Annotated in this window: 14 protein-coding genes, 1 tRNA gene and 3 pseudogenes; 9 read left to right on the top strand and 9 right to left on the bottom strand. The window is 51.7% G+C overall.

Going from position 1 to position 19,771, the window contains the following annotated elements:
• The first annotated feature begins 149 nt into the window (after positions 1 to 149).
• Positions 150 to 704, top strand: a complete 555-nt coding sequence (locus tag ACRYA2_RS20960) for a hypothetical protein (protein WP_433632702.1) — start codon at positions 150 to 152, stop codon at positions 702 to 704.
• A 641-nt stretch (positions 705 to 1,345) separates the two neighbouring features.
• Here the strand turns inward: ACRYA2_RS20960 and ACRYA2_RS20965 are convergent.
• From ACRYA2_RS20965 to ACRYA2_RS20975, 3 genes and pseudogenes are all read right to left on the bottom strand, one after another.
• A pseudogene (locus ACRYA2_RS20965) lies at positions 1,346 to 2,284 on the bottom strand (S8 family peptidase).
• A gap of 152 nt (positions 2,285 to 2,436) precedes the next feature.
• A complete protein-coding gene (locus ACRYA2_RS20970; RefSeq protein WP_433632704.1) occupies positions 2,437 to 2,595 on the bottom strand; it encodes a hypothetical protein in 159 nt (52 codons plus the stop codon).
• A gap of 533 nt (positions 2,596 to 3,128) precedes the next feature.
• Positions 3,129 to 3,202, bottom strand: a tRNA-Thr gene (locus ACRYA2_RS20975).
• Positions 3,203 to 3,305: 103 nt separating this feature from the next.
• Between ACRYA2_RS20975 and ACRYA2_RS20980 the strand changes: the two genes are divergently transcribed.
• Positions 3,306 to 3,779 (top strand): metal-dependent hydrolase, encoded by a 474-nt coding sequence (locus tag ACRYA2_RS20980; protein WP_433632706.1) that lies wholly within the window; start codon positions 3,306 to 3,308, stop codon positions 3,777 to 3,779.
• A 967-nt stretch (positions 3,780 to 4,746) separates the two neighbouring features.
• Here ACRYA2_RS20980 and ACRYA2_RS20985 read toward each other — a convergent pair.
• Both ACRYA2_RS20985 and ACRYA2_RS20990 read right to left on the bottom strand, forming a co-directional pair.
• A complete protein-coding gene (locus tag ACRYA2_RS20985; protein ID WP_433632709.1) occupies positions 4,747 to 6,579 on the bottom strand; it encodes a hypothetical protein in 1,833 nt (610 codons plus the stop codon).
• A 635-nt stretch (positions 6,580 to 7,214) separates the two neighbouring features.
• Positions 7,215 to 7,652, bottom strand: a pseudogene (locus ACRYA2_RS20990) (RNA-guided endonuclease InsQ/TnpB family protein); the annotation flags it as partial.
• Positions 7,653 to 8,393: 741 nt separating this feature from the next.
• Here ACRYA2_RS20990 and ACRYA2_RS20995 point away from each other — a divergent pair.
• Both ACRYA2_RS20995 and ACRYA2_RS21000 read left to right on the top strand, forming a co-directional pair.
• Positions 8,394 to 9,641, top strand: coding sequence for a glucosidase family protein (locus ACRYA2_RS20995; protein ID WP_433632711.1), 1,248 nt, complete (start codon positions 8,394 to 8,396; stop codon positions 9,639 to 9,641).
• Positions 9,596 to 10,411 (top strand): hypothetical protein, encoded by an 816-nt coding sequence (locus tag ACRYA2_RS21000; protein WP_433632714.1) that lies wholly within the window; start codon positions 9,596 to 9,598, stop codon positions 10,409 to 10,411. Before ACRYA2_RS20995 ends, ACRYA2_RS21000 begins: the two co-directional genes overlap by 46 nt.
• A 610-nt stretch (positions 10,412 to 11,021) precedes the next feature.
• Here ACRYA2_RS21000 and ACRYA2_RS21005 read toward each other — a convergent pair.
• Positions 11,022 to 11,171 carry a hypothetical protein gene (locus tag ACRYA2_RS21005; RefSeq protein WP_433632716.1) on the bottom strand — a complete coding sequence of 50 codons (150 nt, stop codon included), beginning with the start codon at positions 11,169 to 11,171 and terminating at the stop codon, positions 11,022 to 11,024.
• 545 nt (positions 11,172 to 11,716) lie between these two features.
• Positions 11,717 to 12,247 carry an Rrf2 family transcriptional regulator gene (locus tag ACRYA2_RS21010; protein ID WP_433632719.1) on the bottom strand — a complete coding sequence of 177 codons (531 nt, stop codon included), beginning with the start codon at positions 12,245 to 12,247 and terminating at the stop codon, positions 11,717 to 11,719.
• Positions 12,248 to 12,474: 227 nt separating this feature from the next.
• On the opposite strand from ACRYA2_RS21010, the gene ACRYA2_RS21015 reads away from it, so the two are divergent.
• The 3 genes from ACRYA2_RS21015 (at position 12,475) to ACRYA2_RS21025 (ending at position 16,660) form a co-directional block, all read left to right on the top strand.
• Positions 12,475 to 12,861 (top strand): DUF7475 family protein, encoded by a 387-nt coding sequence (locus ACRYA2_RS21015; protein WP_433632722.1) that lies wholly within the window; start codon positions 12,475 to 12,477, stop codon positions 12,859 to 12,861.
• A 217-nt stretch (positions 12,862 to 13,078) separates the two neighbouring features.
• Positions 13,079 to 14,311, top strand: coding sequence for a S8 family peptidase (locus ACRYA2_RS21020; RefSeq protein WP_433632724.1), 1,233 nt, complete (start codon positions 13,079 to 13,081; stop codon positions 14,309 to 14,311).
• A gap of 864 nt (positions 14,312 to 15,175) precedes the next feature.
• Complete coding sequence (locus ACRYA2_RS21025) at positions 15,176 to 16,660, top strand: amidase (protein WP_433632727.1); 1,485 nt, start codon at positions 15,176 to 15,178, stop codon at positions 16,658 to 16,660.
• Positions 16,661 to 16,928: 268 nt separating this feature from the next.
• On the opposite strand, the gene ACRYA2_RS21030 is transcribed toward ACRYA2_RS21025, so the two are convergent.
• Complete coding sequence (locus ACRYA2_RS21030) at positions 16,929 to 18,467, bottom strand: sodium:solute symporter family protein (RefSeq protein ID WP_433632730.1); 1,539 nt, start codon at positions 18,465 to 18,467, stop codon at positions 16,929 to 16,931.
• 202 nt (positions 18,468 to 18,669) lie between these two features.
• Between ACRYA2_RS21030 and ACRYA2_RS21035 the strand changes: the two are divergent.
• Positions 18,670 to 19,071: pseudogene (locus tag ACRYA2_RS21035) on the top strand (class I SAM-dependent methyltransferase); the annotation flags it as partial.
• A gap of 6 nt (positions 19,072 to 19,077) precedes the next feature.
• Here ACRYA2_RS21035 and ACRYA2_RS21040 read toward each other — a convergent pair.
• Complete coding sequence (locus tag ACRYA2_RS21040; RefSeq protein WP_433632760.1) at positions 19,078 to 19,245, bottom strand: hypothetical protein; 168 nt, start codon at positions 19,243 to 19,245, stop codon at positions 19,078 to 19,080.
• A 32-nt stretch (positions 19,246 to 19,277) separates the two neighbouring features.
• On the opposite strand from ACRYA2_RS21040, the gene ACRYA2_RS21045 reads away from it, so the two are divergent.
• Positions 19,278 to 19,526: a hypothetical protein gene (locus ACRYA2_RS21045; protein WP_433632762.1), complete on the top strand. Its 249-nt coding sequence runs from the start codon at positions 19,278 to 19,280 to the stop codon at positions 19,524 to 19,526.
• Positions 19,527 to 19,771 lie beyond the last annotated feature (245 nt).

A 19,771-nucleotide genomic window follows, 5' to 3' on the forward strand; every position in this document is an offset into this window, starting at 1 on the left:
AAATTTTTTATTCAGTATTTGTGTAGGAGTACATGAATTAGATTCCCATACGCCAGTAGCAATAAATATAATACGCAAGATAGGTGCATTTGCTTTTAGGATCAAGATCCCCAACCGAGAAGATACCCCCAGAAAGCACAGAGATAACGATGGCTAACCCTGAACTAAGATGGCATCCACTTGTCTATGGTGTTTGGACTATTGCTCTTACAACAGTTTTCACCCTTGTTATGGGTCTCGTCTGTTTTCTTGTACTTGCCTGGTCTTTATCACTAGATACCCCCCTGGGTAAATTTGCGTTTTCAAGCATCTTCGGGATAAGTGTCTATCAGAGCCAAATATTCCTCAAAGAACGCCATCCACAAGCCCCTGATTCACTGCCGAACAAAACCGAGATGCTCATAGTGATGACGGCACTTCTCTACTACAATATTTTGGTTTTCACTGGCTTGCAGGGAGGTCTGTTTATTACACGAAGTGGGTATCCGTCATTTGGCCTCATGTTTGCTTTGCTCTATCCAGTTTGGGATGTGCGCACGACAAACCGAATGCTCCCACTTAGCGTAGGTGGCATTGTTGCGTTTGGACTTTCTATCTTGCAGGCCGTCGGTCTGATTAGCGGAGTGGTTCTCGCCGAACTGTGTGGGTTTGAAATGCGACCACTTCGCTATGTGTATGTGCGGACTCTCACGCAACCGAATTAGGAGTTCTTTTCACTTGTTTTTCTAATCCAACTATCCCACATGGTAGTAAAAAGGATCGCAAGAACAGACCCCATATAAAGAGGGCCTTCTTGCATAGGGTGGGTCATGATTGTGATGGTCGTAAATTCACCAATCATGTAGACAGCACACGTGAAGACCAAGGCAAGTAAGCTATACAGAGAAGCCTCAGTGACTAATTGACGAAGTATCCCTTTAAGACGTTCATCTGGGGTCGCCGATGTTCGTTCTGTTTCAATTATGGCAACCCAGTCATTCCACCACGTCTCAAGATGTAGACTCTTACATGGAGAAGCTCTGTCTGCGGTCTTTTCACCTCCCCTTTGTTCATTTGACATGTTTTGTGGTGGGGGCCTTACCGCAACCGCCGTCAACTCCTGAATAGAAGAAACCAAACTATCGATTACGCTGTCTGTCGGAGCTGGCGGTAATCGGGCGTATTGCCAGAGAGATGCTTGTCGATACGCCGCGATTTGCATCCGATTACTATACCTACATCTTTACAATAATAGTTAAAGTTGCAGAACTATAAAAATTACGCTCACATTCATGATTAACCCTACAGCCAAGCGCGGCAATGTGCAACAAGACACGGTACTTCTGCCCGCCAATTAGTGAAATCGCTACTTTACGTCGTACCTCGGGTAACGTAGTGATAATTGACAATCACAGAATATACAAAATAGATTCGCTAGGTTTCTAGAAGAGGCGATGATATTGATGACTCTGTTATACAACAGCGATTGTTCAGACATCTCAATAGTGTCGAAAGTAGTCCTCAAATACCACTTAGTGATACGCTGTGCAAATGAATCTGCTGCTGCTTCGCGAATAGTTGACTGATAGTCGACAATCCCAGCACCGTCCCGCGGTTGTCCTTCAATATCTCGAGCTCCGTCTTCAAATGCTGTGAGGACCGCTGCTGGAGACCAATCTTTTTTACCATCAATATACTTGGCAACCATACCAGCAGTTTCTGGTACTGCAAACGACGTTCCTGAGGCTTTCACCCATTGTCCCTCAAGTTGGTTCCCCAGGTTGGTACCAGCAGCTTGTGCTAAGCGGTTGTCCTTTCCAATTGCGGTGACGTCTGGGTTATCACCGTTTGGATTGTACGACGAAAACTCGGCCATCTTCCCGTCTTCTGTACATGCACCGACGCTAAACGCACCGGATGCTGTCGCTGGACTTCCGCTTTTTTCTCCTGAGTTACCTGCAGCAACAATATCCCGGATTCCTTTGTCAATAAGCTTTGTATGGATTTGATCGAGTCGTTCCGATTGTTTCTCGGTCCCTCAAGACATATTGACGATGTTATATTGATCGTGATTCTTGTGAAGCCATTCGTATGCTCGAAGTATAATATTCATTGTCGCTTGGCCTTCATCCCCAAAAATCCGAAGTGAAATAAGGTCTGCATCAGGTGCGAGCCGTGTTACTTGCCCAGCAACTGCTGTTCCATGACCGATTGCATCCTTGTTTTCCCCTGCCGTCGTGACATCGGTTTGTGTGATTGTAGTTTCTGTGAACACCGGATGATCAGCATCAATCCCGGAGTCCATGATAACAACAGTCTGTTGCTCGCCGGATGCTGATGATGATGGAATGTTATGTAATTTACGGACATCCTCAATTGTCGCAACATCTATCGTCGCGTTACTAACGAAATCTGGCTCGTGCCGAAGTGTTGCGGTGATATTATCTTTAGTATCAATTATCTCTCATTTTCTTGTAATCCACTTTCGTATTTTTTGTCATATCTCACATATGCTGCTGAGGGAAGATCTTCATCAAAGTCATACGTTTCTAATATCTCACAATCTTTTTCGAGCATCTCGGGATGGTCACGATAAAACACGATTTTCTCTTCCATTTTCTACCCTCATTATATTCTTCACGCTCTTCCATAAAATACTTTCTGAATAAAACAAAATATATTTAAATTTACTATGATATAAAATGAATCTAAGTATAGAACAAATACTCTTGATACCCTCACTCAACATATTACTTTCGCGTACATATTAGGGCCAACTCACCTCGAGCATCCTGACGTTCCACTTAATACCCTCCTCGATAATTTATTCCATAAGAACGTAGTAGAACTACGTCTCACGATTACTGAGTTTTCGACAACCCCCTAGCCATCCCTGGCGGGCCGTCCTCACCCCCGGTGTGGTACTCAATCTAAGTGAAGCAGTGTTTGTCCTATTTCACCGCGCTACTGGGTTACAGAACGTACGCATCGGGGAACGCTGACTGCGGTGGAGACCTACGTATCAAGGAGGGACAGGACAATGACTGACGACCGGTCTTCCCACTGCAAAGCGGCAGTTGTGACGACAGTCGTCCGAGGACTATCAACCATGGCGGTGCAGCAAGAGAACGTAGCGGTGAACTGGAACAAGCCTTGGGAGAGATTTGAACTCCCGACTAACTCCTTACAAAGGAGTTGCTCTGCCAACCTGAGCTACCAAGGCACGTCCACACATTCCCTCGTTCATTCACTAGAATAGAGGATATCACATACGAGCCTAAAAACTAATGGATATCTTGCTCATTATATCGCTTACGGAAGCACCAATGTATCGTCCCGGCCATTATGGCGTCGCACTCCTCACCTATACCCCAATTGCCATGCTCAGTAGTACAATCGTCACGGCGCAGACCGTCATCGTCGGAGCGGTCATCACTATTACGGTCGCAATGCTTCCCGATATTGACCTTCGACTCCCGTTCGTTCGCCATCGCGGCATTACACATACAGTCTGGTTCGCCGGCGTCGTTGGTGTTCTCCTGGCGATCATTCTTGCAGTTGCGACGAGTTGGTTCATACTAGCTGTCTTCCTCGGCGGTGTCGCTACTATAAGCGTCTGCTCTCATCTGCTTGCAGACGCTGTAACACCGATGGGAATTCGTCCGTTTGAGCCGTTCTGGTCATCGCGGTACTCCCTTGGCATTGTCCTGTCGGAGAATCTTATCGCGAATTATGGCTTATTTGGAGCCGGTATCACAGTGAGTGTGAGCGTCGCTGCTATAACGTTTCACTGGATTTGACTTGGTCGGACCGTCAGACGCAACGTGCTGGCCTCATAGCTCTCCCCAACTGGTAGCAATGCCGCGCTCGCCGCCTGACCAGTATCATGCTCGTAGCGGCTTATAAACGAGGATAATTCCAGTACTTCGGACAACGATGAGATACACGTCAATTGTGAGCTGAATTCCACAGAACTCTACTTATTCTCACTCGCGTCAAGGAGGTCGTCGAGTGGGTCCGGCTCTATATGTTCGTGCAGGGGAGTGTGGTCTGGCCGTCAGATAGATCGGCATTATCAAGCACAGCGTCGACGATATCGTGCTTTGGTGGCCGTGTAAGAGCCATCGAATACGACGCTGTCAGTATATACTGTGTCGGAGTATTCGGACGTGGGGGTGTATCTTCAACTCAAACCAAGTAACCGTTTCAAATCCAGTGGTAGTGCTTGACATAGATTTATATATCACACTAACAAGTCAAGTAATAGCCTGTTACGTCGAAATTTACACGGCAGCCTCAGAGTGCAGTGTCTCCATACAGTCTTTCTGCATCGGTACTCAGCTATCCTGATACTCGGCAGTAAACAGCCGCCGATAGTGGGGAGGTAGTCAGGCAAACAAGTCCCGACCACGCTCCTGGATCGATCACCCAAACCTGACTCATGTCCTGTGTGTCGTCACAGTCTTGCGTTTCTCACTATCGAGACGACCATCGCCGAATGAGATCTGGACAACTTGCATCAACCCGTAGATTATCCATGAGTACTGGTCTGCCGTCCTCAGTCACGCCGATGAGATCACGGTGTGCAGAATTAGTCGCAAATACATCCTCGGAAAGTCATGTATTGTCGTTTTGGAGTGCTCAGTTTTGAGTGAGGCCTTGATTTCGTCTCCGCCATTTAAGCGAGCATTCCCTTTCGTTTTATCAATTTTCCCAGTTAGTTATACACGATGCCGACATCTCCATTCAATCGAAAAGATAGTGCCATCATGGTGCCCGTGACCGTTCCTTCTTAGATTTATCGACCAAGTACACTTGTACACCACCTCCTGATTGTACCCGATCGATACCAGGCTGATTGTTGAGTGAACGAAAACCCTTCTGGGAGAAACGAAGACCATTGTAGACTTCTAGTTCGCGTTGACGGGCAGCATCAGTTACAACAAAATATCGGCTGGAATTATAATAGTTATAGATATTAGAAGCCGTGAAATTCTTCCCTGTTAGGGGCGTATCTCCATACAGACTCCCACCGAGAAATCGTCGTGGATTCTCTTCTCGGACTCCATATATTGCATCAGCGAACCGAGTACCTGGGGATCGAAGTCCGATAAAAGTTATATCACTACGATACTCGAATGCACGAGCATAGCCGGTCATCTCTCCCTCAGTAACGTCGCCTGACGCTTGATATATAAATGGTGAATGAAATAGCGTTAGCCCCGAAAGTACGAGCATCCCTGCAAAGAGGACAGCGACGACCGATACGACAGCTGTAGGGATCGGGACACGCAGTTCCAGCCCATTTACAAGGTGAGAAAAACCGATACCACCGAAAATCGTCATGAGCACCATGATAAAACCAAGCTGCCGGAAGTGAAACCCACCAGTACTTGTGACCAAGTACGCCCCGAATAGCCCAAATAGTGGAACTAATCCAATAATCGTAGCTTTTGAGAAGTGATTGGCTCTGAGAGTCCGTAATCGACCGGCAACACCTATAAGTAATATTATCCCTCCAATAAGACAGAAGATGAAACTAATGAGGAATAGTTTAATAAACATCGTCTCAAATTCCCCACCTATTTGAGCGAGTCCACCAGCATTCTGCTTGATATCGCTTGTCGGATTAGACCCAGAAATTAGTTTGCGAATTAAATATGATACTGATCCACTCGCTCGTTGATGCGTGGCCATCCACAGACCAAATAGCACAGTCAGAAAGCTTGTCTGGCCAAGTAGTGACCGGTATTGAGACACGACGGGATGGTCGAGATGAACGATCGAGTACAGCCATTGGACGCCGACAATGGCACCGTAGACTACCAAGACATTCGCCGTTTGCTGTGGGTGCACAAGTAAAATTGCGAGTGATGCAAGAGCAAGCAACATCCCGGACGAAGAAGGAAGGAAGCGGATGCTATTCTCTTCATAACTAGTAATGTACTTTATAACTATGTAAAACACAAATGGGAAAAATAGAACTGCTTGTGATGCCGGATGGGCCTGCATAAAGAGGCTCACCCCATTAATCGGTAAGAGGAGACACGCCGATAATGTAGCAAACGTAGCGGTCCGGCTCTCTGGGTCGATGATCCAACTGCAGAGAGGAATAAAGAGAAGATAGATAAAAACAAACATAACTACCGTCAAGAGAATTGCTCGACGAATCGGAGTTCCAGTTATCTCACTGACGCTGACTGCAATGGTATGGACACCAGGGTAGAGCAAATCAACTGGATTAAGCGCCCCAGTTTCAATTTCGCGCGCCCATCCGAGATGCGTAAGGGCATCACCACGACCGTAGTAAAAGTAGCTCCGAATAACTGGGAGCGCAGCGACGACTGTTGTTGTGACTCCAGCTAACACCAAAGCTAGCAGCTGAACCAAATCAGTTGCTTTGAACGCTACACCAATCGCTACAGCCATAGAAACTGCAACTCCGATCCAGAACACAAGCGGCATTGCAGTATAGATAGAGACTTCGTATGTAGTGGCTGGAGTTTGATGAGCCAATAACGTTGCAACCACTAATGAGAGGAATCCAACAAGCAGCAACGCTTTCTCGGCTTTCTGCTTTGCTTGGTCCGTCCATAACATCGTTTCTCTGCCCGATGATTATCGAGAAGAGGCTTTGTTATGCGCCAACTGCACTGCTATAATCGATGTAGTATGATGTCCTTTTACGAGGAGTAGTCGTAGCGCTGTCAGCTTACATAGATACAACGAGGAACAAGACAATATCTAGCCATGGGTTTTCCAATAATACCGCGATACAGTATCGTTCGCGACATTATAGGACCATCAATGGTTCTGCTCCTTTAGGAAAACGTTCAGAGAAACAAACGAATTCACGTTACTCATGACGGATCGTTCTTCATTGCACCAATTGGAGACTGGTTCTCTGCCAGCTACAACAAGCCAATCGGCCTGTTGTCTTATAATTCTGCACATCTAGACCAGAACGCAAAAAGCGCTAACGGGCTCTCATCTCCACCCCCTTTAAACCGTTTACGCGAGTTCACCAACGAAAACGACCACCAAAGAGTGAACTACCCTCCCCTACTCGCTCCCTTCGGTTACTCCTTGAGAAAGGGATTTAGCACCTGTGTATCAGCTCAATCTACATGCCTACTAATTTCACGTGGTGTACCGTCTACAGACGGACTGAAAACGGCATCAAGTTCCAATTCCTCTATGTTGTCCGGCAGTGAACTACCCTATCCTACCCTGCCCTATTCGCTCACAGCTGATGCCGTTCGTTCCTTGAGGGCAGGCTTTCCTGCTTCCACGACGCGCTTTGCAGATACAGACATAGTGTCTACAGGGATTGCAGTCTCCACAGGCGTTGATTCGGAGTATCCCACTCCTAGTTCAGTGAGTCCGCGAGAAAGGATGTTCCACGCCGCATTCGTGTCCCTGTCCGCCTCAAACCCGCAGGCGGGACAAGAGTGTTCACGGAATCACAACGGTTTCTCCGTATAGACACCGCACGCTGCGCACTCCTTGGTCGTCCCTGCTGGTTCGACTGCTATGAAGTGCATTCCCTCTCGCTCGTACTAGTATTCGAGCAACGAGAGGAACGTGCGCCACGCGGCAGACGCGGTGGTGCGACTGTTCAACAGCGACACCTGCATTCCCTTCACGTCGAGATCTTCAACTGCTACGAGGTCGACGTACCACGTCCATAGTACCGTCGCAGAGGACGATTTGCTGGTCAGCCTCCTAACAATGATCTGTTGTAGACCATTGACAATTTTATCTATCCAAAAAAAAAAAATAAAATTATATTGCAGCCAGAATGATTAAATAAATGCTAACGAGTGACACTGTATGCGAAATCGAGAAAAATTCTCTTCGCTACGACCGACACGGCGAAGCATTCTTCGAGGCGCCGCCGGCACAGGACTCTCACAGCTTCCGATGATAGGAACCAGTGTAGGAACGAACGGAACTGCGTCGTCAACCTCCTCAGCGTCAACCGGTGAAGCGAAAGAAACGACCAGTGAAGGTGCACCGGCGCTCTCAGTAACAGATCGACTCCCTGACCGGCGATACGTAACCGCCGGAACACGAGCCTATGTCATCGGTACCGAAGCAGGCGGCTTCCCACCGATGGGATGGCACATCGAAGGTGAGATGGGCGGTATCTGGGCACCCCCATTGAAACTTCTCGACGGACTCTGGTTCAGCGTCGACGATAACTGGCTCAACGCGGCAACCCAGTTCACGTCCAGCTACGGCCATGTCACCTTGACATTCAAACACGACAATCTAACAATCCGCCGCACCGACATCGTTCCGGACGGCCGACGAGGAGCACTCTTCAGGCTCGAACTCAACGCTGATACGGATCGAACGGTAACCCTGACAGTTGAGGCGCAGTCAGAACTCATGAGCGCCTACCCCTGGGGGTGGACAACGCCGAGTCAGGAAACGTTCAACCTCAACGACGAGGCGTCGTTCGACGGTCAGCGACTAGTCTTCCGCGAAATCGGAACTCCACCCGTCGACAACGCACAAAACACAACTGGGCCGCAGTCGTTGGGGCGACAAACGACCCGACGGCTCACGACACAGGCGCCGAATTCCGCGGTCCTGAGGAGTCGTACGAGTCAAAGTTCGACGCAGGCGCTGGTGGTCGTCTCACCTACGAGGTCGACGTCCGGAGTGACGAACCGACGACGGTATGGATTGCAGTAGCTGGCTCCGCGACAGGGCCGGACTCCGCGCGCGACGAACTTGCTGCGCTCCTCGACAACCCACAAGAAGCCCTCAACGAGAAAGTCAACGACCGACTCTCCCGACAAAAGCGAACGCGGCTTGACCTTCCCGACGACCGCCTCCAGCAATCAGTCAACTGGAGCAAGCAAAACCTCGCCGACTCGCGGCAGGTAGCGACCGATCTTGAACTGCGGGACGTCCAGGAGGGGAAAGCGTACCCCGAACCGGCGGGCGCATTGGACAGAATTCAGTTCCTCGGCGCTGGTTTCCCTGACTCCCCGTGGCTGTTCGGAACCGACGGCGAGTACACGGCTTACGCAAGTGTCGCAGTTGGTCAGTTCAAGCCTATCAAAGACCACCTCTTAGCACTCCGGGACGCCAGCGAAATCATCAACGACGGCTCTGGGAAGGTGATCCACGAAGTAGTTACCAACGGCTCGCTGTATTTCGGCGCGAACGACGACCCCGGCAACACCGACGAGACGGCGAAGTTCCCGAGCGCAGTTGCGCTTCTCTGGCGATGGACCGGCGACAACGAGTTCCGCGATGAGTTGTACGACTTCGCGAAGCGGAGCATGAAGTACCTCTTCGAACACCTCGATGCGGATGGTGACCATTGGCCGACGGGACACGGCAACGTCGAGCGTGAGGGGATGGGCGCCGAGAAACTCGACGTCGCCGTCTATACGATTCGCGGCCTCTACGACCTCGCCGACATGGCTCGGAGCAAAGGCGACGGCCAGACCCTCTCGTGGGCTCAGCGGAAAGCAGACGAAATGCGCCGAAAGTTCGAGGCGGCGTGGTGGATTCCGGAGATACCACAGCACGCAGGGTCACTCGATAATCCAGACGAAAGCGGGTGTACCAGCGTCACTGGATCGGGACTACACCAATGGAGGCTGAACTCCGGCGGAACAAGCAGCCAATCCCCGGCCTGACAACCGCCGACCACGGTCACGCTGCTCTCGACGTCCGAGAATCAACGTGTTACAGCGGCGGTGACGAGAACGTCGCCCATCGAACTAACGAGGGACTCTACCACACTGGCGCACCAGGCTGCGACCAAGCCCAGTTCGACGGCACAAAAGAAAGCACAGAAAAACAGATCTTCACCCTCAACTCGGCAGTGATGGCAGTCGGAGAAGGCAACTACGGCCGTCTTGGTCCGGACCAGCAGGGCCGGTACCTCGACGCGAATACAAAACTCCAGCTCCCAAACCCTGACGAACAACCCGGCGCAATGCCTGAAATCGCGCCCTCTCCAGCTTACAGGCGATCCATCAACATACCGTTCGAGAAACGCGCTATGGTCCTCCAGGCATGGGGCGCATACGGCACTGTCTGGCCGGTCGTCCATCAGCATCTCGGCGTCCGACCGGATCTCGGTCGGAACAAACTCGAAGTAACACCGCAAGTTCCAGCGCACTGGCCTGGGGCGAGTGTAGAGAACCTCCGGCTGGGCGACGGCTCAGTCGCCGTCGCAGCACACGCCGAAGAACAGACCTACCGGACAACGGTAACGCCCGATCTCACACTCCGACAACTCGTTCTCGGCCACGTCGTCCCGGCGGACAAAACGATTATGTCGGTCATGCTGAATGGGGCAGAGACGGACTACGAGACCCGTGAGACGAACCGTGGTCGCGAACTACTGGTCGAAGCTACGACCGAAGGAACGCAGACGCTCACTATAGAAACAGGGCGCTGAAAACGAAAGCAATCGGGTACACGAGACCACCGTAGGATTCTGTCGCGGAGTGCGTTGCCATTGGTCGCAGCTACGCTCGGGACTTAGATAAAGCGGACGACGCGCTTGGAGAGCGAAATAGGTGGCTATCCGAGCACCGACTGTCGTTGGCCTGTCAGCAGGCGCCGCCGCCCGCCCCGCCTGCAGCGCCAGCACCGGCACAGCTTGCGGCACTTGCACTTGCTCCTGTCACAGCCGCCGTTGACCTCTCGTGATTACACTGTTGTAACGCCCCTCAGTCGTGGGTAGTTCCCTCCCGTGGTGTCGTCGTGGGCTCGCATCCAGCCGGTGAGATTAGGATCAGCGACCGAGATCTCGATATGCCGGCCACCTATACCCATCGCGTCGTCCCCCGACAACGTCCGACTTTCTTTGTAGGGTCACGCCAGGAACGCGCTCGGCCATTTCTTCCATGACGCGAGAGCCGTCGTTTGTGGACGCACACCCATAGTGGGTTGCGACCGTCCAATAGTCCATCCGCACTCTCATCACATCGTTCTCTTTTGCGATTTTCTGCCCGGCTTCCAGTACGTCGAGAATATGTTTCCTCGACCTACTCGGACTCTGCACGCTACTCGTAGACCACCAGTTCCGTGTTTTGCTCGGCCCGCTCGACTGTCTCGAAGCGCTGGCGGCCTGCGTTTGCTACTTTTGCCGCAAGATCCGGCGACTCATCATCGACGCTTTCGGCGCTATCGTAGTCTCGAACGAGGTTGATCATCCGCGACACCGACGCTCACACACGAGCTTTCTTTTCCTCCTTCTTTTCGGCAAGGCCGTCTACTTGTCCTGGATGGCCTTGGTCGTCTCCTCGTGTTCACTCTGCACCTTGTCTGCCGTCACGCTTATCGAGCGTATGAGGAAGTTTGCATGCAACCACTAGCTATTTTTCCAAGCGGTGATTAGGAAATGGTGTCGGGTATTGCCTTCGAGCATGGGGCTTCCGCCCGACGATCACCTCTGAAGAGAGTCATTACGGGTTGTGTGCTTCCTGTTCTCCGGCCCTCTTGCATCTTGACCCCGTCCGTATTCGGTTCTCTGCCAGCTCTGCAGGTAAGACGGTCACATTGATGGAGATATTTATAATAAATCCACATATACGGTTACGTCACTGCTGCAAACTCTCCGGAGTTTTCTATTGACTTGATTGATTATGAGCTCTCCGAGCAGGCCCACTGACAGGCGAACGTGACCAAGTATGGTCCAACCACTGAGTCGGTCACAGTCACAGTGACCGAAGACATGCATCAAAAATTCAAATTAGTTTTACTCTTTCTGTTCAGCTGGAGCAATTATCTCCTTGAGATTGAGAATCAGAAGATTGTTCGTAGTGTCTTTTCCGTCGACCGTCCCCTTGACGATGAGGTCTGACAGTGGCGTCGGGCCGACTATCACCGTATCACCCTCATGGAAGTCGCGGATGGAGCCCCGAAGGTGGATTTCAGCACGGCACTTTTGCGGATGATGAACATTTGAGAGATCGATTTCTGCCACATTTGTGTCGGTAACGCGGTCATCGTCATGGAAGAACGGAACCGATGCTGGTTGATCGAGCTCCTGAATATCGAGGGCTTCGTAGGCGGCGGCAGTCGGTTTGTACCCACCTTTCGGACCCGGAACGCCTTTAACGAGCTGGAGCGCCTTGAGACTCTGCATCTGATTGCGGATCGTACCAGGGTTTCGATCGATTTCTTTCGCTATCGTCTCACCTTTGACTGCAGCTTCTGAGTCGCGATGCAGATTCGTGAGCGCAGTGAGTATTGTTTGTTGACTCGGCGTAAGGTCGATTGATGCCATAGTTGCGCTTCGGACTTCCCCTGCTTAAATCCGATGAACAAGGGTTGCACTAGTCGATTTTTGTTACGAGCGGCAACTTGTGCGAACTGGACTGATTCACCATAGTCGCTTTTTCACAAATATTTTGGCTTCTCTACGCGCTGAAGCTGAAGATAAGGTATTTACTGAGGGTATATATTGGGCTCTACCATAGAAATTTTTAATAATCTTCGCACGAGATTTCCTCTATGTCGCGCTCGTCCACCGAAACCCATGACGCACAATCTCTGATTAGCCTTCCATCGAATCGTATCGGTTATATCGCGATCCTCGCAGCAGTTGTTACAGCCGGCATTCATCTATTTCTCGCACCAACAGTTATGGAATTCGATCAACTGACAGGTATCTTATTCTATCTCAATGGACTTGGCTTCATCGGCGGCGTGATTCTCTTCGTGAGCCGGTACTGGCGTCGTGAGCTGTATCTTATCGCCGTTGGATATGCACTTGCAACCATCATCGCGTTCTTCGTAATGGATGGCCCAATCAACCCACTCTCTATTACTGCGAAAGTCGCTGAAGCAATTGTTGCATTTACTGGTACGTACCTCTATCTTTATAAGAAAACTACATGAAGGGAGTAAAGGCAGATCTTAGCGCCTCTCAAGCCAGCGTTCGAATTGAATGCGTTGTGTGGCCGACCTTGAGATGGACTACGAATTTACCAGTAGTGACGTGGTAGATTATTACACTACATTTAGAATTTTTGCTGATCTGAGGATTATTGCAGCCATAATATGGGAATATTAATATATTCTACTATAATATACTCATCCTGAAATAATAGCAATAATGACTGAGACAGAGATACAATCAAATACATCACGGAACAGTCGTCGACAGCTACTGAAAGCTGGTGCTGCAGTCACTGGTACTGCCTCACTCAGTGGTTTTCTTGGTATTGACCCAAGTGCTATCGTTCCAGTGAATATCGGCTATAAAGACGAGCGTGGCCTCGACGCTGCCATTCAAGCAGCATCGAACGTTGCTCGCACATTCGAATTCAATGCAGTAACGATTGAGCTACCGGAATGGGCTGCTTCTCAGCAAGGTCTCTCAACACTCGGAAACAAACCAGGGATTCGATATATCGAACGCGATCACCAGATGCAGGCGCTTGGACAGTCCCTTCCATGGGGTGTCGATCGGGTCGATGCAGAGGTCGCACACCAGAAGGGCAAAACAGGTGCCGATGCAGATATCGCTATCATCGATACAGGCATTGATAGTACTCACCCAGACCTAGGCGCCAATCTTGGCCAAGGAGATTCATTCACCTATGGAATGGGTAATCTACTCAGTGACCAACAAAAAAGTCGAATTCACTCCCGTCGCTCGACCACTAACTATGATCTTTATCCAGATTGGCAGGATGATAATGGACACGGAACTCACTGTGCAGGCATTGCAAATGCCGTGAACAACAATCGGGGTGTTGTTGGTGTCAGTACGGAAGCCACTCTCCATCCAGTAAAAGTATTAACTGCGATTGGAGCGGGTAGTACCTCTGATATTGCTGCTGGCATCGAATATACAGCAAACCAAGGATGGGATGTCGCCAGCCTGAGTCTCGGTGGCTCGAGTTCGAATCTTCTCCGGGACGCCTGCCAGTATGCATACAATCAGGGAGTACTGCTCGTTGCAGCAACTGGAAATAGCGGTCCATGTACGGATTGTGTCGGGTATCCAGCCGCATATCCGAATGTTCTCGGCGTCAGTGCTACAACACAAAATGATACTATTGCATCATTCTCCTTGACTGGTCCTGAAGTCGATCTAGCTGCTCCTGGAAAGAATATTCGTTCAACCTATTTGACCTTCCTGAGTGACTACAAACAGCTTTCAGGAACGTCAATGGCCGCTCCGCATGTTTCGGGTGCGAGTGCACAGCTTATGGCAAATGGACTGTCACGAGGTGAAACAGTTCAGCAACTTAAAGAGACTGCCGAAGATATCGGTCTTTCAGCGGCTGAAGCTGGTGCAGGACTTCTTGACGTTGCTGCTGCACTTGATCTAACGACTTAACTCCTATCTACCTCGGCAAAGCTGTTGGCATCCCTGGCTTTTTCGTAGTCCAATGGATCGCCCTACTCGCTTCCAAGCGCACGATTCGGGATCGCAGACCCGGGGGAACGCAGAGTACAACGTCATCCGCGTACCGAAGGGGCCAAACCCCCGTATGGAATAAGGGGCTGACCGAGCATGTCCTCTCACCGAGAACGGCCGGAGGGTTCCAGTCGACAGTCATCCGCGGTCGGTAAGTGCGGTCGATACGCGTTGTGTATTTAGTACGCTCGCTGAATGCTATCACCGGATGGGAGTTCGGAAGCGGATTGCCACGCATGGGGCCTCATCCAGTTCACTGGTCACATACTTTCGCAGAACTACGTGTCGTCCGTACCACGACCGTGCCACTTGACGCAGCTGTATCGTCACCTGGTACTATAATCGCAGTGATTTCCTCGTCGGCTACTCCAACTCGCCAAGGTCGCGGTGCCACTCCCGATCGATGAATGATTTGACTACGTATTACTAGTGCTCTTATTATCGTCCCAAGAGTCACTAAAGCTACCACAGCATCGAAATCGTGTCTGTCCGTCTTCGGTTAGAACGAAGCCGTTTGCTTCGTCTCTGAATCCCTCACGTTCGATCTGTCCTCGATTAACTATGCGGCACAGAACGTAATCGGAATGAAATGATTCACAGACGTTAACGATGGCGAATAAACCTACTACTCGAAATTCTTCAGCGAAGGAATCGCAGAACCGCTGGTCGACTAATCCCTTGTCTGTAGGCGATTTAATCGCGTTGTTGAGAAACTCGACATCTTCGTGTTTTCGTTTGCCTCCATCTGATGTTTGAAGTACGATTCACGGTAATGGCTGGCGCATGACTAACAGCCGTGATGCAACGACCGAGTCGTTGAGTCGCGCACGTGCTGAACGTGTCGCGAATCAACTTGGATTCGATGTATCAACAGATGTCCTTGATGAGGCATGCGACGTAGCCACGGCGCTGGTAACAGAGACGGAATCAGCATATGCTCAGGCGCAGACCCAGGATTCGGATGGAGAGCGAGCAAATGATGAGGAAAATGCACTACTCGATGTCTACTCGATACCACGACAGCGGACCACAACGGGGCCGATTGCAGACTACCAGATAGCAGTCAAGGATAATCTCGCCGTACGGGACCTCGAGATGACGTGTGGATCGAAGGCCTTCAGCACTGTGCCATCATTCGACGCGACGGTTGTCGAACGCCTACTCGATGCTGGTAGCGAACTCGTTGGGAAAGCGAACATGGATGCGTTTGCATTCGGCCCAAGCGGGGAATTTTCGGATCATGGCAGGATCGACAATCCCGTCGCATCAGGTCACGTGGTAGGCGGATCGTCGAGTGGGAGCGGAGTAGCCGTAGCAGCCGGCACAGTCGACTTGGCGCTCGGAACCGATACGGGTGGGAGCGTACGGATTCCGGCTGCCTGTCTGGGTCTCGTTGGTGCAAAACCGACGTACGGGCTCGTTCCAAGCGATGGACTTGTCCACTTTGCCCCGTCGCTCGATACTACTGGACCGCTCACACGGGATGTCGAAACGGCAGCAACAGCACTCGGCGTAATCGCCGACCAACAGAAACTGGCCTCGACTCCGTCCCAGGGCGGCGCGTCGCTTACTGCCGCTGTCGATGTATTGAATCAGGACGAGACGCTAACGATTGGATTGTTGGAGCCGTTTTTCGACCGATCACGCAGTGAGGTTTCCTCCCGTGTCCGTGAGGCATCCCAGCAGCTTCCAGCAGATGCGTTCTCGACAAAGTCGGTCTCGGTTTCGAAGGGCTGGATCGAACAGGCGTATCTGCTTGCGGGCAGCACTGAATTCGCGTGGTACCTCAGGCAATCGGGCGTGATTCGTGGTGATACAGCACCGCCCCACGAAGAACTGCGCGCGGCAATTGCATCTGCGAAGACTACTGGGCTCGGTGCACACGTTGCAGAGCGCGTTCTTCCGGCGGCACTGAGTGATACACAGACCGACGGACAGGCGTATGCCGCGGCTCGACGCGAAGCTGCTCGCTTCCAAGGGGAACTCGAGGCAACGTTCGAGGATGTCGATATCCTTGTTACGCCGACGATCCGAACGCTTCCGCCCGAACGTGGCCGTATCAAGACGACGGACGAGATGATGTGGCTGCTCGGAAATACGTCGCCGCTAAACATGACGGGTCATCCCGCAGTGACCGTGCCCGTTGGCACCGCCAAGGGGCGTCCAATCAGCGTACAGGTGGTTGCTCCACAGTTCCATGATGCGCGAGCACTGCACGTCGCAGGAGCGTTCGAGCAACAGTCCGGCGATACGGAGGAAAGCAGATAGGGACGGACGTCATCTGGGACGCCACATCGGTCACTACGCCGGTTTGCATCGTTCAGGAGCCAAGCAAGAACACTGCTACAGTGCTGACACGAGCATGCAAAGAAATCCAGACGATAGTCTGGTTGTTGTCGGTGCGTCGGAACCGTAGATGGGGGTGGTGTCTGCCTAGTCGTACATTACACGGAGAAGCCCATAGAGCGTGGTTAGTGAGAGGACTGTGCCTGCAATCCAGAGTGCTATCATGATATTCATGCTGTTTTCCTTTCGGTTAGTCGTCATCAGTTGGTTGCGTGCCGGTGCTGGCTGGCGACTGGGTCGTCGTCGTTTCGAGTCCGTTCCCCGCCACGTTGGGTTCCTGTTCGGTGGCTGCACTCACAGCCAGCATGACGCCCATCGAGAGAAGGACGGCAGCACTGCCTTGGACGAAAATGCTCTTGATGTTGTAGAGTTGGCTGATAAGGACGTAGCCTCCGACGCCGCTGAACAGCGAGGAAATAGCGCCCTTGCGGGTGACGAAGTCCGGGAGGTAGATGCCGAACAGCACCGGGGCGACGGTTGCGGCGGCGACGCCGCCGATGCCAACCCAAATAAGCTCACCGATGTACTGGGGAGGATTAAGAACGAGGATGTACCCGATTGCGCCTGTAAGGACGATCGTTACTTGTGCGAGGTACTGGGAGACGCGCTCGGCGCGGTCATCGTCCATTTCGATATGATCCTCTGCGACGAGGAATTTGAGGAAGATGTCGTTTGCGACGGCCGTGGAGAGAACGATGTACAGGCCGTCGGTCGTCGAGAGCGCGGCGGACAGGATGACGAGTCCGAGGCTAGCACCGAGAAGCGGTGGGAAGTAGTTCTGCACGTAGAGGAAGATGCTCTGGTCGGCGGCCTCAATACCGGGGTTGAGAACGCGGAAGTAGAACCCGCCGAAGATGATGAGCACGAACGCGGTCATCAGGATGAGGTACGTCCCGATCATCTTCCGCAGGTTCTTCGGGTTGTCGAGGGCGAGAACCTTGTTGAAGAGCTGTGGTTGGGCTGTGAACGCGAATTCAAGGAAGAAGATGGCGGCGATAGCGAGGCCGCTGTAGTAGATGGCCGAATCTTTGTTGACCGGCGTGACAAGACTGGGGTCTTGAGCAGACAGTTCAGCTGTTACATGGCTGAATAGCTGGAGTCCGTTTGCATTGAGCGTCCAGAAGCCAGATACAAAGACAATGATCCCAAGGGCAGCCATCAGGAGAGCTTGGAAGGCGTCAGTGTAGATGTCGGCGTAGGATGCGCCGGCCAGGACGTACAGGGTGACGAGGCCGACGATGAAGGCGAGGCCGGTCTGGTAATCCCAGCCGAGGAGAACCTCGAAAATTTGGGCGCCGGCTGTGAGTTGTGCACCAACGTAGAAGAAGTTGAACATGACGGCGATGGCGACCCCGACGCGCATTATCTGGCTGTCGTAGTAGGCGCCGATCCAGTCAGGGAGCGAGACACTCTCCATGTCGACGTTGATTTCTCGCACTCGCTTTGCGAAAAGGATGAGTGCGAGCGGCGAAGCAAAAATGAGTGCAAGGAAGATCCAGATGTTGGCGTAGCCGAAGTCGTACGACCACGCGAAGTAGCCGACGAACGTAGCCGCACTTGAGAATGTAGCTGCGAATGCAGCTCCGAGAACGTACGGGCCGAGCGTGGCGCCTGCAATCGCAAAGTCGGCCATGTCGTTCGTTTGTTGCCATCCCTTGTAGGCAAGGATGGCGACGACACCGAGGAATATTGCCAGTCCAATAAGAAGGTACGTACCTATTTGTGACATGTAACCATTGATGGTAACTTGAGTTATATAAAGACCCATCCGTACATATCCTTATATCCTGAATTATGTAATAGCATCTGTCCAGCGAGTTCATTGACAGGCAGTTCCTCTTGATCACCTCGAAGCCTGTGATCCTTCTCATTACAAGCAGACACGTACTATAGCAACGGTCACTATCTCTCGCCGTCGGACTCGGCCTCAAATGGGTCCGACGACCATAAGGACCCGAGCGAGTACGATCTCGAAGTCGATCACGAACGGCGCAATTGTCGGCGGCGATGCACCGCGAGCAGGACGAGCGGAACATCAACCGCATTGTCAAGCGACTCCAAAAAACGGCCTTGAGCCACTGTACTCCGTCCTGGACGCTGGCTGTGGGTATGGAACCGTCACCCAGTCGCGCTTCGGCAATGACGACCGGTTCGAAGTCGTTACAATTGATGAGGCTGAGGATGTTTTAGAGATCGCGAAAGACCGGTATTCAGCGCCGAATATTGAGTACCGCTGGTTGGCCGTGAACAACCTCGGTAAGGCCAATCTTGGGACATTCGATATCGTGTTCGCCAGCTATCTCTTCCACCATATTGCGAATCAGGAGTCGGTGCTCTCGCTACTCTGGGAGCACGTTCGCGACGACGGTGTGCTGGCGGTTCGAAGCTGTGAGGACGGCCAGCACATGCACTATCCGCCGGAGGATGAGATGGATTGGATCGTCGAAAGGACCGATGAGATCCCCGGCAGAAGTGATCGAACGCACGGGCGACGACTCCCAACTCATCTAAAACGGCTCTCGCCACCGCCCGAAGACGTGTGGCTAGATTTGAAAAACTATCATACGTCGGGCGAGACAGTGGCGAGCGCCACGACTACTGGGACGTTTTCCACTCCAACCGACTCCACTACGCGAAGGTCCGTGCAGAACGCGATGACGCAACCCGAGAAGACAAACAGCTGTACGAGACGATGTCCGACCGGATGGACCGACTCGAAGACAAAGTCATCGGAAACGAACACGTGTTTGACGTCAAAAGCGTCCCCCTTGCAGTCGCAGCGAAATAGATGGGAAAAATCGGTCCGAATTTTTCGTGCTTCCCTATGACTATCGGCCAATTTCGCAGAACACGCTCATCGCGAGTTTTGAAGACATGTTCACCGATCGGATTAACGTGGTAACGCCGGAGATGTGATTAGGAGATGACGGACTATAATCTTATCGAGGCATATACGCCACTAGGGTTAGCACCTTGTACCAACCTAAATATATTGTAAATATAATTTTGCTTATTACAATTCGTGGCGACTAG

Source organism: Halomicrococcus pelagicus (genome assembly GCF_050954125.1).

Bases quoted from the DNA above. Each gene is read 5' to 3' on its own strand.
- ACRYA2_RS21010 (WP_433632719.1), bottom strand. From the start codon at position 12,247: ATGGCATCAATCGACCTTACGCCGAGTCAACAAACAATACTCACTGCG.
- ACRYA2_RS20985 (WP_433632709.1), bottom strand. From the start codon at position 6,579: ATGTTATGGACGGACCAAGCAAAGCAGAAAGCCGAGAAAGCGTTGCTG.
- ACRYA2_RS21025 (WP_433632727.1), top strand. From the start codon at position 15,176: ATGACTAACAGCCGTGATGCAACGACCGAGTCGTTGAGTCGCGCACGT.
- ACRYA2_RS21030 (WP_433632730.1), bottom strand. From the start codon at position 18,467: ATGTCACAAATAGGTACGTACCTTCTTATTGGACTGGCAATATTCCTC.
- ACRYA2_RS20970 (WP_433632704.1), bottom strand. From the start codon at position 2,595: ATGGAAGAGAAAATCGTGTTTTATCGTGACCATCCCGAGATGCTCGAA.
- ACRYA2_RS20960 (WP_433632702.1), top strand. From the start codon at position 150: ATGGCTAACCCTGAACTAAGATGGCATCCACTTGTCTATGGTGTTTGG.
- ACRYA2_RS21005 (WP_433632716.1), bottom strand. From the start codon at position 11,171: ATGATCAACCTCGTTCGAGACTACGATAGCGCCGAAAGCGTCGATGAT.
- ACRYA2_RS21015 (WP_433632722.1), top strand. From the start codon at position 12,475: ATGTCGCGCTCGTCCACCGAAACCCATGACGCACAATCTCTGATTAGC.
- ACRYA2_RS20980 (WP_433632706.1), top strand. From the start codon at position 3,306: ATGTATCGTCCCGGCCATTATGGCGTCGCACTCCTCACCTATACCCCA.
- ACRYA2_RS21040 (WP_433632760.1), bottom strand. From the start codon at position 19,245: ATGAGTTGGGAGTCGTCGCCCGTGCGTTCGATCACTTCTGCCGGGGAT.
- ACRYA2_RS21020 (WP_433632724.1), top strand. From the start codon at position 13,079: ATGACTGAGACAGAGATACAATCAAATACATCACGGAACAGTCGTCGA.
- ACRYA2_RS21000 (WP_433632714.1), top strand. From the start codon at position 9,596: ATGGAGGCTGAACTCCGGCGGAACAAGCAGCCAATCCCCGGCCTGACA.